Origin of the sequence: Methylobacterium sp. WL6, assembly GCF_008040095.1 — a bacterium.
GTDB lineage: Bacteria > Pseudomonadota > Alphaproteobacteria > Rhizobiales > Beijerinckiaceae > Methylobacterium.
The window spans coordinates 1-13,138 of the sequence record NZ_VRVH01000122.1; the positions used below are offsets into that span (position 1 = coordinate 1).

The 13,138-nt window shown below is 70.1% G+C and carries 10 protein-coding genes and 1 pseudogene; 7 read left to right on the forward strand and 4 right to left on the reverse strand.

Features of this window, described 5'->3' with window-relative positions; genetic code table 11:
• The 5 genes from FV230_RS16135 to FV230_RS16155 all read left to right on the forward strand — a co-directional run.
• On the forward strand, positions 1-748 hold a 748-nt coding region (locus FV230_RS16135), incomplete at its 5' end, for a HAMP domain-containing sensor histidine kinase (RefSeq protein WP_246694880.1).
• Positions 749-1,083: 335 nt separating this feature from the next.
• Positions 1,084-3,033: an acetate--CoA ligase gene (gene acs, locus FV230_RS16140; RefSeq protein ID WP_147726408.1), complete on the forward strand. Its 1,950-nt coding sequence runs from the start codon at positions 1,084-1,086 to the stop codon at positions 3,031-3,033.
• Between the two features lie 145 nt (positions 3,034-3,178).
• Positions 3,179-3,553: a DUF485 domain-containing protein gene (locus FV230_RS16145; protein WP_147726407.1), complete on the forward strand. Its 375-nt coding sequence runs from the start codon at positions 3,179-3,181 to the stop codon at positions 3,551-3,553.
• The gene (locus FV230_RS16150; RefSeq protein ID WP_147843122.1) at positions 3,550-5,229 is read left to right on the forward strand and encodes a cation acetate symporter; all 1,680 of its coding nucleotides are present in this window, start codon (positions 3,550-3,552) and stop codon (positions 5,227-5,229) included. The genes FV230_RS16145 and FV230_RS16150 overlap by 4 nt, the downstream gene beginning before the upstream one ends.
• Before the next feature lie 339 nt (positions 5,230-5,568).
• Positions 5,569-7,227 (forward strand): MFS transporter, encoded by a 1,659-nt coding sequence (locus FV230_RS16155; RefSeq protein ID WP_243945862.1) that lies wholly within the window; start codon positions 5,569-5,571, stop codon positions 7,225-7,227.
• Between the two features lie 95 nt (positions 7,228-7,322).
• On the opposite strand, the gene purH is transcribed toward FV230_RS16155, so the two are convergent.
• Together purH and FV230_RS16165 are read right to left on the reverse strand one after the other, a co-directional pair.
• Positions 7,323-8,921 carry a bifunctional phosphoribosylaminoimidazolecarboxamide formyltransferase/IMP cyclohydrolase gene (gene purH, locus FV230_RS16160; protein ID WP_147843124.1) on the reverse strand — a complete coding sequence of 533 codons (1,599 nt, stop codon included), beginning with the start codon at positions 8,919-8,921 and terminating at the stop codon, positions 7,323-7,325.
• Positions 8,922-8,993: 72 nt separating this feature from the next.
• On the reverse strand, positions 8,994-10,739 hold the full coding sequence (locus tag FV230_RS16165) for a heparinase II/III family protein (RefSeq protein ID WP_147843125.1): 1,746 nt from the start codon (positions 10,737-10,739) through the stop codon (positions 8,994-8,996).
• Positions 10,740-10,907: 168 nt separating this feature from the next.
• Here FV230_RS16165 and FV230_RS16170 point away from each other — a divergent pair, with 168 nt between their 5' ends.
• Together FV230_RS16170 and FV230_RS16175 are read left to right on the forward strand one after the other, a co-directional pair.
• A complete protein-coding gene (locus FV230_RS16170; RefSeq protein WP_147843126.1) occupies positions 10,908-11,171 on the forward strand; it encodes an amino acid transporter protein in 264 nt (87 codons plus the stop codon).
• 296 nt (positions 11,172-11,467) lie between these two features.
• On the forward strand, positions 11,468-11,695 hold the full coding sequence (locus FV230_RS16175; RefSeq protein WP_147843127.1) for a hypothetical protein: 228 nt from the start codon (positions 11,468-11,470) through the stop codon (positions 11,693-11,695).
• Between the two features lie 3 nt (positions 11,696-11,698).
• Here the strand turns inward: FV230_RS16175 and FV230_RS16180 are convergent, their stop codons facing one another.
• Positions 11,699-12,643: a metal ABC transporter substrate-binding protein gene (locus FV230_RS16180; RefSeq protein ID WP_147843128.1), complete on the reverse strand. Its 945-nt coding sequence runs from the start codon at positions 12,641-12,643 to the stop codon at positions 11,699-11,701.
• Between the two features lie 163 nt (positions 12,644-12,806).
• Positions 12,807-13,138: pseudogene (locus FV230_RS16185) on the reverse strand (hypothetical protein); the annotation flags it as partial.

Sequence of the window (13,138 nt, forward strand, 5' to 3'; positions counted from 1 at the left end):
GGACGGGGCCCGCGTCGCCCTGCTGCGGCCTGCGCCCGACGATGCCGCGCGGGCGCGGCCGGACTTCGATCGCGCGGCCTTCCTCGACCGCCTCGATCGCGAGATCCGCACGCCGGTCGAGGGGATCGTCGGCCTCGCCGACGGCATCCTCGCGGAGCCGCACGGGCCGGTCGACGAACGCTACCGCACGACGCTGCGCGCGATCCGAGCGGCGGGCGACCACGTGCGCGGCCTCGTCTCCGACCTGATCGACATCGCCACCATCGAATCCGGCGGCCTCGCGCTGTCCGTCCGGCCGCTGCCCCTGAACGAGCTGGTCTCCGGCTGCGTCGAGCTGCTGCAGCCCGAGGCGGCGCGCGGGCGCATCGTCCTGCGCACCAGCTTCTCGCCGGATCTCGCGCCCCTGGAGGCGGACGAGCCTTCCCTGCGGCAGGCTGCGCTGACGGTGATCGGCGAGGCGATCCGCGCGACGGCGGCCGGCGGCCAGGTGATCGTCTCGACGACGCCGGGCGAGCGCGGCGGCATCGCGCTGAAGGTGCGCGGCACCGGCCCGGGCGCACGCTCCGCCGAGCCCGAGGACGGCCACGACCCCCGCAGCGGCAGCGAGTCGCACGTCGGCGGGCTCGGATTGCCGCTGACCAAGGCCCTGGTCGAGGCCAATCAAGGTTCGCTGCGCATCTCGACCCGGGGCAACGACGGCACCCTGGTGGAGATTCTTCTCCCAGGAACGGAATTTCGGACGGGGTGAGTGGCACGCCGAGACAATCCCCGGCCTTTGTCAGAGGACCGGTTCGAAATTCGTCGTCACCGTTAGACTCTTCAAGCGGGGCCGTGCAGACCATCCCACCGAGGGACGACGGCGGGGCTTAGGGTCGGGCTCGAACGGGCCCCGACCTTGGGGCAGGAAAACCGGCTTGACAGCGCTCTCCGGGCGCCCCTAGCAGGAATTGTGTCGCCTCCGGCCGGATGCGGGTCGGGCGGGGGGCGGCGATTGGTGTTACGACGACGACGACGATAATCTTTGGAAGCCCCGGCTGCGCGGACAACTGCGATACGATCGGGCACCAATCAGGGAGACGCGAGATGGACGGGAAGGTCGTCGAGGTTCGGGACACATGGCGCGAGGGCGCCCATGTGGACGACGCCAAGTATCGCGAGATGTACGCCGCCTCGGTTGCCGACCCGAACGCGTTCTGGGGCGAGCACGGCAAGCGCATCGACTGGATGACGCCGTTCTCCAAGGTCAAGAACGCCAGCTTCGAGCCGGGCCAGGTCTCGATCAAGTGGTTCGAGGACGGCAAGACCAACGTCGCCTACAATTGCGTCGATCGGCACCTCGAGACCCGCGGCGACCAGACCGCGATCATCTGGGAAGGCGACGACCCGAACGAGTCGAAGCACATCACCTACCGCGAGCTGCATGCGCAGGTCTGCCGGATGGCGAACGTGCTGCGCAACCGCGGGGTCGAGAAGGGTGATCGCGTCACGATCTACATGCCGATGATCCCCGAGGCCGCCTACGCCATGCTGGCCTGCGCGCGCCTCGGCGCCGTGCACTCCATCGTCTTCGGCGGCTTCTCGCCCGATTCGCTGGCCTCGCGCATCGAGGGCTGCGCCTCGAAGATCGTGATCACCGCGGACGAGGGCCTGCGCGGCGGGCGCAAGGTGCCGCTGAAGGCGAACGTCGACGCGGCGATCGCGCGCCTCGGCAAGGACGTCGTCGACCACGTCGTCGTGGTGCGCCGCACCGGCAGCGACGTGGCGATGGAGCCGGGCCGCGACGTGTACTACCACGAGGCCGCCGAGCAGGTGACCGACGAGTGCCCGGCCGAGGCCGTGGAGGCCGAGCACCCGCTCTTCATCCTCTACACCTCGGGCTCGACCGGCCAGCCCAAGGGCGTGGTCCACACCACCGGCGGCTACCTCGTCTACGCGTCGATGACGCACCAGTACGTCTTCGACTACCGCGAGGGCGAGGTGTACTGGTGCACCGCCGACGTCGGCTGGGTCACCGGCCACAGCTACATCGTCTACGGGCCGCTCGCCAACGGCGCGACGACGCTGATGTTCGAGGGCATTCCGACCTACCCGTCGAATTCCCGGTTCTGGGACGTGGTCGACAAGCACAAGGTCAACATCTTCTACACCGCCCCGACCGCGATCCGCTCGCTGATGGGCGGCGGCGAAGGGCCGGTGAAGAAGACCTCGCGGGCCAGCCTGCGCGTGCTCGGGTCGGTCGGCGAGCCGATCAACCCGGAGGCCTGGGACTGGTACTACAAGGTCGTCGGCGACTCGCGCTGCGCCATCGTCGACACCTGGTGGCAGACCGAGACCGGCGGCATCCTGATCACCCCGCTGCCCGGCGCGACCCGGCTGAAGCCCGGCTCGGCCACGCGCCCGTTCTTCGGCGTGCAGCCGGCGATGGTCGATGCCGAGGGCAAGGTCCTGGACGGGCCGTGCGAGGGCAACCTCTGCATCACCGAATCCTGGCCCGGCCAGATGCGCACCGTCTACGGCGACCACGAGCGCTTCGAGCAGACCTACTTCTCGACCTATCCGGGCAAGTACTTCACCGGCGACGGCGCCCGCCGCGACGCGGACGGCTATTACTGGATCACCGGCCGGGTCGACGACGTGATCAACGTCTCGGGTCACCGCATGGGCACCGCCGAGGTCGAGTCCTCGCTGGTCGCCCATGCGAAGGTCGCCGAGGCGGCGGTCGTCGGCTACCCGCACAACCTCAAGGGCCAGGGCATCTACGCCTACGTCACCCTCAACGAGGGCGAGGAGGGCGACGACGCGCTGCGCAAGGAGCTCGTGACCTGGGTCCGCAAGGACATCGGGCCGATCGCCTCGCCGGACCTGATCCAGTTCGCTCCCGGCCTGCCCAAGACCCGCTCAGGCAAGATCATGCGCCGCATCCTGCGCAAGATCGCCGAGGACGACTTCTCCTCGCTCGGCGACACCTCGACGCTCGCCGAGCCCGCGGTGGTCGACGACCTGATCGAGAATCGACAGAACCGCGCCGTCTAGGGCCGGTCTGCGACGACGGGCGGGCCTCGACCCGCTCACCGAGGCGGATGCCCCAGGGCGTCCGCCTCCAACATGCAAAAAATGCAGTTACGTCGACCGGAAGGCGGGCCCGATCGCGGGTACCCCTTCATCGGAGGGAGCACACATGTCCATCACCACAAGCGGCCTCGACGGCCGCCCCGCCCCAGCGGTGCCGCGGCCCGGCAGCACCGCGTCCGGACCCGCCTACGACGAAGTCGCGAAGAGCCCGATCTTCCGCCAGCTCGTCCAAGAGCGCACGAGCTTCGGCTGGATCCTCACCGGCCTGATGCTGCTCGTCTATTTCGGCTTCATCGGCCTGATCGCCTTCGACAAGAGCCTGCTCGCGGTGAAGCTCGGCAGCGGCACCGCGTCGGTCGGCCTTCTCATGGGGGTCGTCGTGATCCTCTTCGCCTTCCTCCTCACCGGCCTCTACGTCATGCGCGCCAACACCCGCTACGACGCCCTGGCCGCCGAACTCAAGCGGAGCCTCGGACGATGATCCGCACCCTGTCATTCCTGGGAGCCGCCCTGCTGCCCGGCCCCGCGCTCGCGGCCGGCCCCGACATGGGCGCCGTGCAGCAGCAGGCGACGAACTGGCCGGCCATCGGCATGTTCCTGTTCTTCGTGCTGTTCACGCTGGGCATCACCTACAAGGCGGCCAAGGGCACCAAGTCCGCGGCCGACTTCTACGCCGCGGGCGGCGGCATCTCGGCCGGCACGAACTCGCTGGCGATCGCCGGCGACTACATGTCGGCGGCCTCGTTCCTCGGGATCTCCGGCCTCGTCTACACCTCGGGCTTCGACGGGCTGATCTACTCCACCGGCTTCCTCGTCGGCTGGCCGATCGTGCTGTTCCTGATCGCCGAGCGCCTGCGCAACCTCGGCAAGTTCACCTTCGCCGACGTGGCGAGCTTCCGCCTCGACCAGACCTCGATCCGCATCATCTCCGCGACCGGAACGCTGGTCGTGGTGGCGTTCTACCTGATCGCCCAGATGGTCGGCGCGGGGAAGCTGATTCAGCTGTTGTTCGGCCTGCCCTACCTCTACGCGGTGGTGATCGTCGGCGTGCTGATGATCGTCTACGTCGCCTTCGGCGGCATGAAGGCTACCACCTGGGTGCAGGTGATCAAGGCCTGCCTGCTGCTCGGCGGCGCCACCTTCATGGCCGGGGCCGTGCTGCTCAAGTACGGCTTCAACCCGGAGGCGCTGTTCGCCTCGGCCGTCGCCACGCATCCGAAGGGCGACGCGATCATGGCGCCCGGCGGCCTCGTGTCGAACCCGGTCGAGGCGATCTCGCTCGGCGTCGGCCTGATGTTCGGCACCGCCGGCCTGCCGCACATCCTGATGCGCTTCTTCACCGTCTCGGACGCCCAGGCCGCCCGCAAGTCGGTGTTCTACGCCACCGGCCTGATCGGCTACTTCTACATCCTCACCTTCATCATCGGCTTCGGCGGCATCGCCCTGCTGATGTCGGATCCGTCCTACTTCAAGCTCGGGCCGGCCGGCGCGTTCGACAAGCTGAAGGACATGCTCGGCGGGACCAACATGGTCGCCGTCAACCTCGCCAACGCGGTCGGCGGGCCGTACTTCCTCGGCTTCATCTCGGCGGTGGCGTTCGCGACCATCCTCGCGGTCGTCGCCGGGTTGACGCTGGCCGGTGCGTCCGCCGTCAGCCACGACCTCTACGCCCAGGTGATCGCCCGCGGGCGCACCACCGAGAAGCACGAGGTTAACCTCTCGAAGATCGCGGCGGTGGTGATCGGCATCGTGGCGATCTACCTCGGCTACGTATTCGAGAACCAGAACGTGGCGTTCATGGTCGGCCTCGCCTTCTCGGTGGCGGCGAGCTGCAACTTCCCGGTCCTGGCCATGTCGATCCTGTGGCGCGGCACCACGACCTGGGGCGCGTTGCTCGGCGGCCTCGTCGGGCTGATCTCGGCGGTGACGATGGTGGTGCTCTCGAAGGCCGTGTGGGTCGCGACGCTCGGCCATGCGGCGGCGATCTTCCCCTACGACAACCCGGCGCTGTTCTCGATGCCGCTGGCGTTCGCGACGATCTGGATCGTCTCGACGCTCGACAAGTCGCGGCGGGCCGAGCGCGAGCGCGCCGCCTTCGAAGCGCAGTTCGTGCGCTCGGAGACCGGAATCGGTGCGGAGGGCGCCCACGCGCACTGACGCCCGCCACACCGGCGACGCCTTTCGAGGGGGCGCGGCATCCGCCGCGCCCCCCTCTTCGTCGCGGCACGGCTCCGCGACAGGCCGGCTTCGCGCTCGAGCCGAAGCAAACCTGTTACAACGTCTTCATTCCTTCCGTTCCGCCCGTCCGACCTGTTGGCAGAATCGAGGCCTCGGGTAACAATCGCGTGTTCGGTTCTTGCCGAACGGCCGGACGACGCGAGCGCGTGGTCCCAAGCCCGGTTCCGCGAAAGGAGCACCGGGACACGACGGATCGGGAGGAATTTCAAGATGGTTGCTGCAACCGCAGTCCCACGGCCGGGAGACGCGGCACGGCCGATGACCTCGGCCGAGAAGCGCGTGATCTTCGCGTCGTCCCTCGGCACCGTGTTCGAGTGGTACGACTTCTACCTCTACGGCTCGCTCGCCGCGATCATCGGGGCGCAGTTCTTCTCGGCCTACCCGCCGGCCACGCGCGACATCTTCGCGTTGCTCGCCTTCGCCGCCGGCTTCATCGTCCGCCCGTTCGGCGCCCTGGTGTTCGGCCGCGTCGGTGACCTCGTCGGCCGCAAGTACACCTTCCTCGTCACCATCCTGATCATGGGCCTGTCGACCTTCATCGTCGGCATCCTGCCCAACGCCGAGACCATCGGCATCGCGGCGCCGATCATCCTGATCGTGCTGCGCCTCGCGCAGGGCCTCGCGCTCGGCGGCGAGTACGGCGGTGCCGCGACCTACGTCGCCGAACACGCCCCGAACGGACGGCGCGGCTTCTACACGAGCTGGATCCAGACCACCGCGACGCTCGGCCTGTTCCTGTCGCTGCTGGTGATCCTGGCGACCCGCTCGTTCACCGGCGAGGAGGCGTTCAAGGCTTGGGGCTGGCGCATCCCGTTCCTGGTCTCGGTGCTGCTGCTCGGCATCTCGGTCTGGATCCGCCTGCAGCTCTCCGAGTCGCCGGCCTTCAAGAAGATGAAGGAGGAAGGCACCACCTCCAAGGCGCCGCTGACGGAGGCCTTCGGCCAGTGGAAGAACGCCAGAATCGCGCTCATCGCCCTGTTCGGCCTCGTCGCGGGCCAGGGCGTGGTCTGGTACACGGGCCAGTTCTACGCGCTGTTCTTCCTGCAATCGATCCTGAAGGTGGACGGCTACACCGCGAACCTGCTGATCGCCTGGTCGCTCCTGCTCGGGACCGGCTTCTTCGTGTTCTTCGGCTGGCTCTCGGACAAGATCGGACGCAAGCCGATCATCCTGGCCGGCTGCGCGATCGCCGCCGCGAGCTTCTTTCCGCTGTTCCACGGGCTCACCTCGGTGGCGAACCCGGCGCTCGAGCGGGCGATCGACCAGGTGAAGGTCACGGTGGTGGCCGACCCGAAGGAGTGCGGGAACCTGTTCAACCCGGTGGGCACCCGCGTGTTCTCGGCGCCGTGCGACCTCGCCCGCGACTTCCTCTCGAAGTCGTCGGTGAAGTACGCCACCGAAGCCGGCCCCGCCGGCCAGCCGACCGTGGTCAAGGTCAACGACACCGCCGTGCCGTTCCCCGCCGGCAGCCCGGCCGCGGACTTCAACAAGGCCGCCACCGCGGCCCTGCAGGCGGCGGGCTACCCGAAGGCGAACGACGCCGGCATCGTGAAGATGTCGAATCCGTTCGACATCTTCCGGCCGCAGGTGGCGAGCGTGATCGGGCTGCTGTTCGTCCTCGTCCTGTTCGTGACGATGGTCTACGGGCCGATCGCGGCGATGCTGGTCGAGCTGTTCCCGACCCGGATCCGCTACACCTCGATGTCCCTGCCCTACCACATCGGCAACGGCTGGTTCGGCGGCCTGCTCCCGGCCACCGCCTTCGCGATGGTCGCCCAGACCGGCGATATCTATTACGGCCTCTGGTACCCGATCGTCATCGCCGTCGCGACGGTGATCATCGGCCTGTTCCTGGTGCCCGAGACCAAGGACCGCGACATCTACGCCGACGCGGACGCCCCGGCCCCGCGCCGCTGAGCGACGAGATCGTCGCCACGCACGGATCGGCACGACAACGAGAAGGCCCCGCCGGTCGGCGGGGCCTTCCCTCATTCGGGGGGCTGCGACGCTGCTCAGTGCCGGAAGTGGCGCACCCCCGTGAACACCATCGCCAGCCCAGCCGCGTCGGCGGCGCGGATCACGTCGTCGTCCCGCATCGAGCCGCCGGGCTGGATCACGGCGGTGGCGCCGGCCTCGGCCGCCGCCATCAGACCGTCGGCGAAGGGGAAGAACGCGTCGGAGGCCACCACCGCGCCGACCGCGAGGCTGTCCGGGAGGCCTAGGCGCTGGGCACCCTCGGCGGCCTTCCAGGCGGCGATCCGTGAAGAATCGACCCGCGACATCTGCCCGGCGCCGATGCCGACGGTGGCGCCGCCCTTGGCGTAGACGATGGCGTTCGACTTCACGTGCTTGGCGACCCGGTAGGCGAAGCGCAGGTCGGCGAGCTCGGCTTCCGTCGGCGCGCGCCGCGTGACCACATTCAGCGCCATGTCGTCGACGACCATGGCGTCGCGGCCCTGCACCAGCAGGCCTCCGGCGAGCGTGCGCACGGTCTCGCCCGCGGCCCGCGGGTCCGGCAGGCCGCCGGCGAGCAGCAGGCGCAGGTTCTTCTTGGCGGCGACGATCGCGATCGCCTCCTCCGACGCCTCGGGAGCGATGATGACCTCGGTGAAGATCTTGACGATCTCGCGGGCGGCATCCGCGTCGAGGGGCTTGTTGAGGGCGACGATGCCGCCGAAGGCCGAGGTCGGGTCGCAGGCGAGCGCACGGGCATAGGCCTCGGTCAGGCTCGCGCCCTCGGCGACGCCGCAGGGATTGGCGTGCTTGATGATCGCCACCGCCGCCGCGCGGGCCGGATCGAACTCGGCGACGCACTCGTAGGCCGCGTCGGTGTCGTTGAGGTTGTTGTAGGACAGGTCCTTGCCCTGCACCTGCCGTGCGGTGGCGATCCCGGCCCGCGCGATCCCCGGCGCGCGGTAGAAGGCGGCCGCCTGGTGCGGGTTCTCGCCGTAGCGCAGGCCCTGCGCGAGCTGGCCGCCGAAGCTGCGGAACGGTGCCGTGCCGGCGGCCTCCACGTGGGCGGACATCCAGTTGGCGATCGCCGCATCGTAGGCCGCGGTGCGGGCATAGGCCTTCTGGGCGAGCTGCCGGCAGAAGGGCCGGGTGAGCGTGCCGCCGCCCTGCGCCAGCGCCTCCAGAACCGCGCCGTAGTCGGAGACGTCCGTCACCACCGCGACGTCGGCATGGTTCTTGGCCGCCGCGCGGATCATCGCCGGCCCGCCGATGTCGATGTTCTCGACGCAGTCGTCGTAGTCGCGTCCGGCCGCGATCATCGCCTCGAACGGGTAGAGGTTGACCACCAGCAGGTCGATCGCGCCGATGCCGTGGGCGGCGAGCGCGGCCTGGTGCTCGGGGTTGTCGCGGATGGCGAGCAACCCGCCATGCACCGCCGGATGAAGCGTCTTCACCCGGCCGTCCATCATCTCGGGGAAGCCGGTGAGCTCGGCGACCTCGGTGACCGGCAGCCCGGCCTCGGTCAGCGCCTTGTGGGTTCCGCCGGTGGAGACCAGGGCGATGCCGCGCGCGCTCAGGGCGCGGGCGAAGTCGACGAGCCCCGCCTTGTCGGAGACGGAAAGGAGCGCGCGGGCAACCCGCACCTGATCATGCGACATCGTGGGTCTTGTCGTTTCGAGGGTGTTCCGGGCGCGGTAGCACGAATGGCCGCCGCCGGGCCAGAAGGCCGGTCAGGCCGCCGCGCTCGGCGTGCGTCCGGGGGCCGAGGCGAGGCGCTGGAACGTCCAGTCGATGCGCACGTCGTCGTGGACGGCCACGTGCAGCACGATCTGGTCGGTGCGGCGCGCGCCGGTGAGGCCTGCGAAGTAGACGCTCTCCTCCAGCCGGATCTCGGCGCCGGTGGCGTGGAAGGTCCAGACCTCGCCGAGCGGCGAGGACAGCTCGAGCCCGTCCTCCTGAAGGCGCACCGCGATCGCCGGGTGCAGGTGGAAGCGGATCGCCACGTCCTGCGTCCGCGGCCGGCCCTTCCTCGCGGACGGGCGCAGGAACGCGTCCTGCCCGTCGAGCCGCCCCTCGGCGCCGGCGAGCTGCCAGCGTCGCTCGTGGACGATGCCGTGGTCGCGGGCGTAGCCGTCGTGCCGGGCGGCGAGCACGGTGGAGGCGCCCTCGTCGCTGCGCTCGGCCTTCACCGACGCCGGCCCGCGCAGGACCACGGGGCCGACGCGGCGTTCGAGCCACCGCGCCGCGACGCGCTCGCCCCACCACCCGCCGGACCCGAGGAAGCGGCAGGACGATGCGTCGGCGACGCAGGCGGTGGAGTGGGCGGCTGTGGTGCGCGCGAGCCGGCGCAGCTCCGGGCCGCTCGCGGGCAAGCCGCAATTGATCACGATCCGCTGCGGCCCGCTCGACATCTCGAACGACAGGCAGCCGGCCCCGGCATTGAGCGAGTACGGCAGCGGCGGCGGGGCGCCGACATCGGCGATGACGACGATGCGGCCGCCTTCCAGCCGCTCGTAGCCGGAATTCGGCGCGTGCATCATCGGCTGCGCCAGGGCGCCGTCGTAGATCAGCAGCGTCGCGAGGTGATCGGCGGCCGTCGCGCCCATGCCGTTGAAATGGCTCAGCGAGGCGTCGGCGTGGCGCAGCAGGCGCAGCAGCGGCAGCATCCGGTCGATGGCGCGCAGCAGGGCCTCGGGCGGCTCGACGCTGCGGCTGAGATAGCTCTGGCGCAGGGGCAGCAGGTCGAGGAGCAACTCCATCGCGAAGCGCGGATCGCGCGAGCGGTGGCCGCCGTCCGGCATGATCTGGCGGTCGAGCTCGCGCGACAGCACGCGGGTGGCGCGCCGCAGGATCGGCTGGATGCCCTCGCAGCACAGCCCGGCGAAGCAGAGCGCGACGGCCGCGTTCAGCCGCCATTGCGGCGGCACCCCGCGCCGCAGGTCGCGCTCGAGCTGCTGCGCCCCCCGGGCCAGTGCCCTGAGGAAGGTCTGGTAGAAGGCGTGGTCGGCCCCTTCCAGCACCAGCGGCGACTGGCTCAGGAACGAGATCAGCCGGCGGGCGGCCACCGGCGTCTGGCGCGCCAGCGTCGGGTCGCCGCGCCCGGCCACGAAATCGGCCACGAAGGCGCGGGCGTTGGCGCGGGCAAGCGCGGTGTCGGCGGCGCGCAGGTGCCTGAGCCAGCCGAAGCCGTAGAGCACGTCGGCCCATTCCGGCGAGGGCGGCGTGTAGTCGAACGGCGAGCCGCCGCTCACCGCGAGCGAGCGCCCGGCGAAGACGAAGAGCCCGGCATAGATGTCGTCGGCGAAGGTGGCGTCGGAGGTGCGCAGGTCGTGCGGCGCGATCACGAGGCCGGTAACGCGGACGCGGGCGAGAATGTCCGGCGGCGCGGTGAAGCGGGCCGAGGCGGCGCGTGCGGTCCGGGCGACCTCGCGTCCGACCAGCCGATACAAGCGCCAGCGATCAGCCCCCCAACGCACGCGGTTCCCCTGAAGGCCGGTGCGCGGAGATCGGCGCCGGTCACTCTCACGATCAAGCTAGAGCGGGCGTCTTAACCATCGGTTTACGATCTGTCATTGCTGGAGGTGACGGGTGCCGCGGCGCCGGCCGACCGTTTCCCCGTGCCGGGTCGCCCGCCATGCTGCCTGATGGTCTCTGAATCCAAGGCTCCGCAAGACGCGGGCGATCGTGCCAACCTCGTCGCCAACGAGAGCGCCAAGCTCACCGCGACCTACGTGAACGGCGTCGCCATCGCGATCCTGGCCGTGGGCGGCCTTGCACCTGTCTTCTCCGGGCGGCTCGCCGGCATCGACTTCGGAGCTGCGCTCCTGGGCGCCAACCTTCTCCTTTGCGCGATGACGAGTGCGGCCCTACATTGGCTCGGACGCAGAATTCTCAGGACCCTCCGATGAGCGATCCGCACGTTCTGTTGATGTTCGCCTTTCCGATTTGCGGATTGATGCTCGGCCTCTGGGCGTTTTGGCTGACGCGGCGAGCGCACGACTAGACTGCACGACGAGACGGGTCGCGGGACGACGCGGCTTGGCGCCGGCCGCCGTCCCTGTGGAAACCGATGAGAGCGGGGACGATCGGGCCGATTCGACGGTTCGTTGCCGGCAAAGCCTTGAACGCCCTAAGCCGTTTACCCGACGAGCTTTTTTCTGATGTATCGAAGACGGCATCCAGCACCTGCCGGGGGGCAGCGTCGATGCGGTTCGATATCACCGAGGATCCGAGCGGCCTTTGGCTGTGGACGCTGGTCGACGACCGCAACGGACCGGTGGTGTGCTCGCCCGTCCGGTTCCGGACCCAGGTCCAGGCCTATGCCGACGTCGCCGCCTTCAAGGCGATGGTGTCGGGCGCCGGCGTGCTGGTCGGGCGCGGCTCGAAGCGCCGCAACTCCGGTGACGGCGGCGGTCAGCTCGGCCTGCTCTGAGCGTCACGACGGCCCCAGCGCCGCGCCGAACGCGCGCAGGTTGCTCCGCATCATGTTGAGATAGGTCGATGCCGGGCCGGCCGCCCCGGACAGCGCGTCGGAATAGACCTTGTCGCCGATCCGCGCGCCGCTCTCGCGCGAGACCTGCTGCATCAGGCGCGGGTCGGCGATGGTCTCGATGAACACCGCCGGCACCTTGTCCTGGCGGACCTGCCGGATGATCCGGGCGACGTCCTGCGGGCTCGCCTCGCTGTCGGTCGAGACCCCCTGCGGCGCCAGGAAGGTCAGGCCGTAGGCGGCGCTGAAGTAGCCGAAGGCGTCGTGCGTGGTGATGACCTTGCGGTGCTCGGGGGGAATCCTGGCGAGCGTCGCGCGGATCTCGGCGTCGACCGCGTCGAGCCGGGCCAGATAGGCCTCGGCGTTGCGGGCGTAGTCGGCGGCATGTCCCGGATCGACCCTCGCCAGGCCATCGCGGATGTTGGCGACGTAGACCTTGGCGTTCGGGATGCTCTGCCAGGCATGCGGGTCGGGGCTCGACGCCGCGTCGTGGCCGCCCGCGCCGCCGTGGTGATGGTCGTGCCGGCTGGGAATCGTCGCGACCCCGGCCGAGGCGACGACGACGGGCGCCTTCGAGCCGGAGGCGCGGATCAGCCGGTCGAGCCAGCCCTCGAAGCCCAGGCCGTTGACGAACACGATGTCGGCGGCGGCCAGCGTCCGCGAATCACCGGGCGCCGGGCTGTAGCCGTGGGCATCCGCATCGGGCCCGACGAGGGTGGTCACCGCGACGACGTCGCCGCCGACCTGCCGCACGAGGTCGCCGAGGATCGAGAAGGTCGCCACCGCCCGCACGCGGTCCGCCGCGAAGGCCGGAAGCGATGCGGCGTGCAGGCACAGCGCCAGGGCCGTCGCTCGGAGGAGGCCGAGTCGCGTCGTGGTCCGGGTCGCCATCGTCGAGCACTCCTCGCAGCCGTCCGGCGTGCTGATAGTGTAATAGTGTTACATAGCCAAGCCGCGCGCGGTGACATATCGCCGAAACACGGATGCGGTGTGATCGGTGCGGCAGCGGGCCGGCCGGTCGGCTCGGCCGCGCTGCGGATCCGGCGGCACCCGATCAGGGCTCGCCGCGGAAGGAATGGAGACCGAGATGGTCGGACGTGTGATCAAGGGTGCGCTCGTCGCCGGCCTCGCCGGCCTTGCCCTGGCCGGCGCGGTCGCGGTGGGCGCCGCCGGTCGCCTCGGGGACGATGGTGTCGATGATGCCGAGCCGCATCAGGTCCTGCGCGGTGATCTTCATGGCGGTGGCGGCGTCGGGCGCACGGCCCTGGTCGCGCCACAGGATCGAGGCCGCGCCCTCGGGCGAGATCACGCCGTAGATCGCGTGCTCCATCATCAGGACGCGGTTGGCGGTGGCGAGCGCGCGGGCCGCGGCCGCGGTGCGCAGCA

Bases quoted from the DNA above. Each gene is read 5' to 3' on its own strand.
- acs (WP_147726408.1), top strand. From the start codon at position 1,084: ATGGACGGGAAGGTCGTCGAGGTTCGGGACACATGGCGCGAGGGCGCC.
- FV230_RS16145 (WP_147726407.1), top strand. From the start codon at position 3,179: ATGTCCATCACCACAAGCGGCCTCGACGGCCGCCCCGCCCCAGCGGTG.
- FV230_RS16150 (WP_147843122.1), top strand. From the start codon at position 3,550: ATGATCCGCACCCTGTCATTCCTGGGAGCCGCCCTGCTGCCCGGCCCC.
- FV230_RS16155 (WP_243945862.1), top strand. From the start codon at position 5,569: ATGACCTCGGCCGAGAAGCGCGTGATCTTCGCGTCGTCCCTCGGCACC.
- purH (WP_147843124.1), bottom strand. From the start codon at position 8,921: ATGTCGCATGATCAGGTGCGGGTTGCCCGCGCGCTCCTTTCCGTCTCC.
- FV230_RS16170 (WP_147843126.1), top strand. From the start codon at position 10,908: ATGGTCTCTGAATCCAAGGCTCCGCAAGACGCGGGCGATCGTGCCAAC.
- FV230_RS16175 (WP_147843127.1), top strand. From the start codon at position 11,468: ATGCGGTTCGATATCACCGAGGATCCGAGCGGCCTTTGGCTGTGGACG.
- FV230_RS16180 (WP_147843128.1), bottom strand. From the start codon at position 12,643: ATGGCGACCCGGACCACGACGCGACTCGGCCTCCTCCGAGCGACGGCC.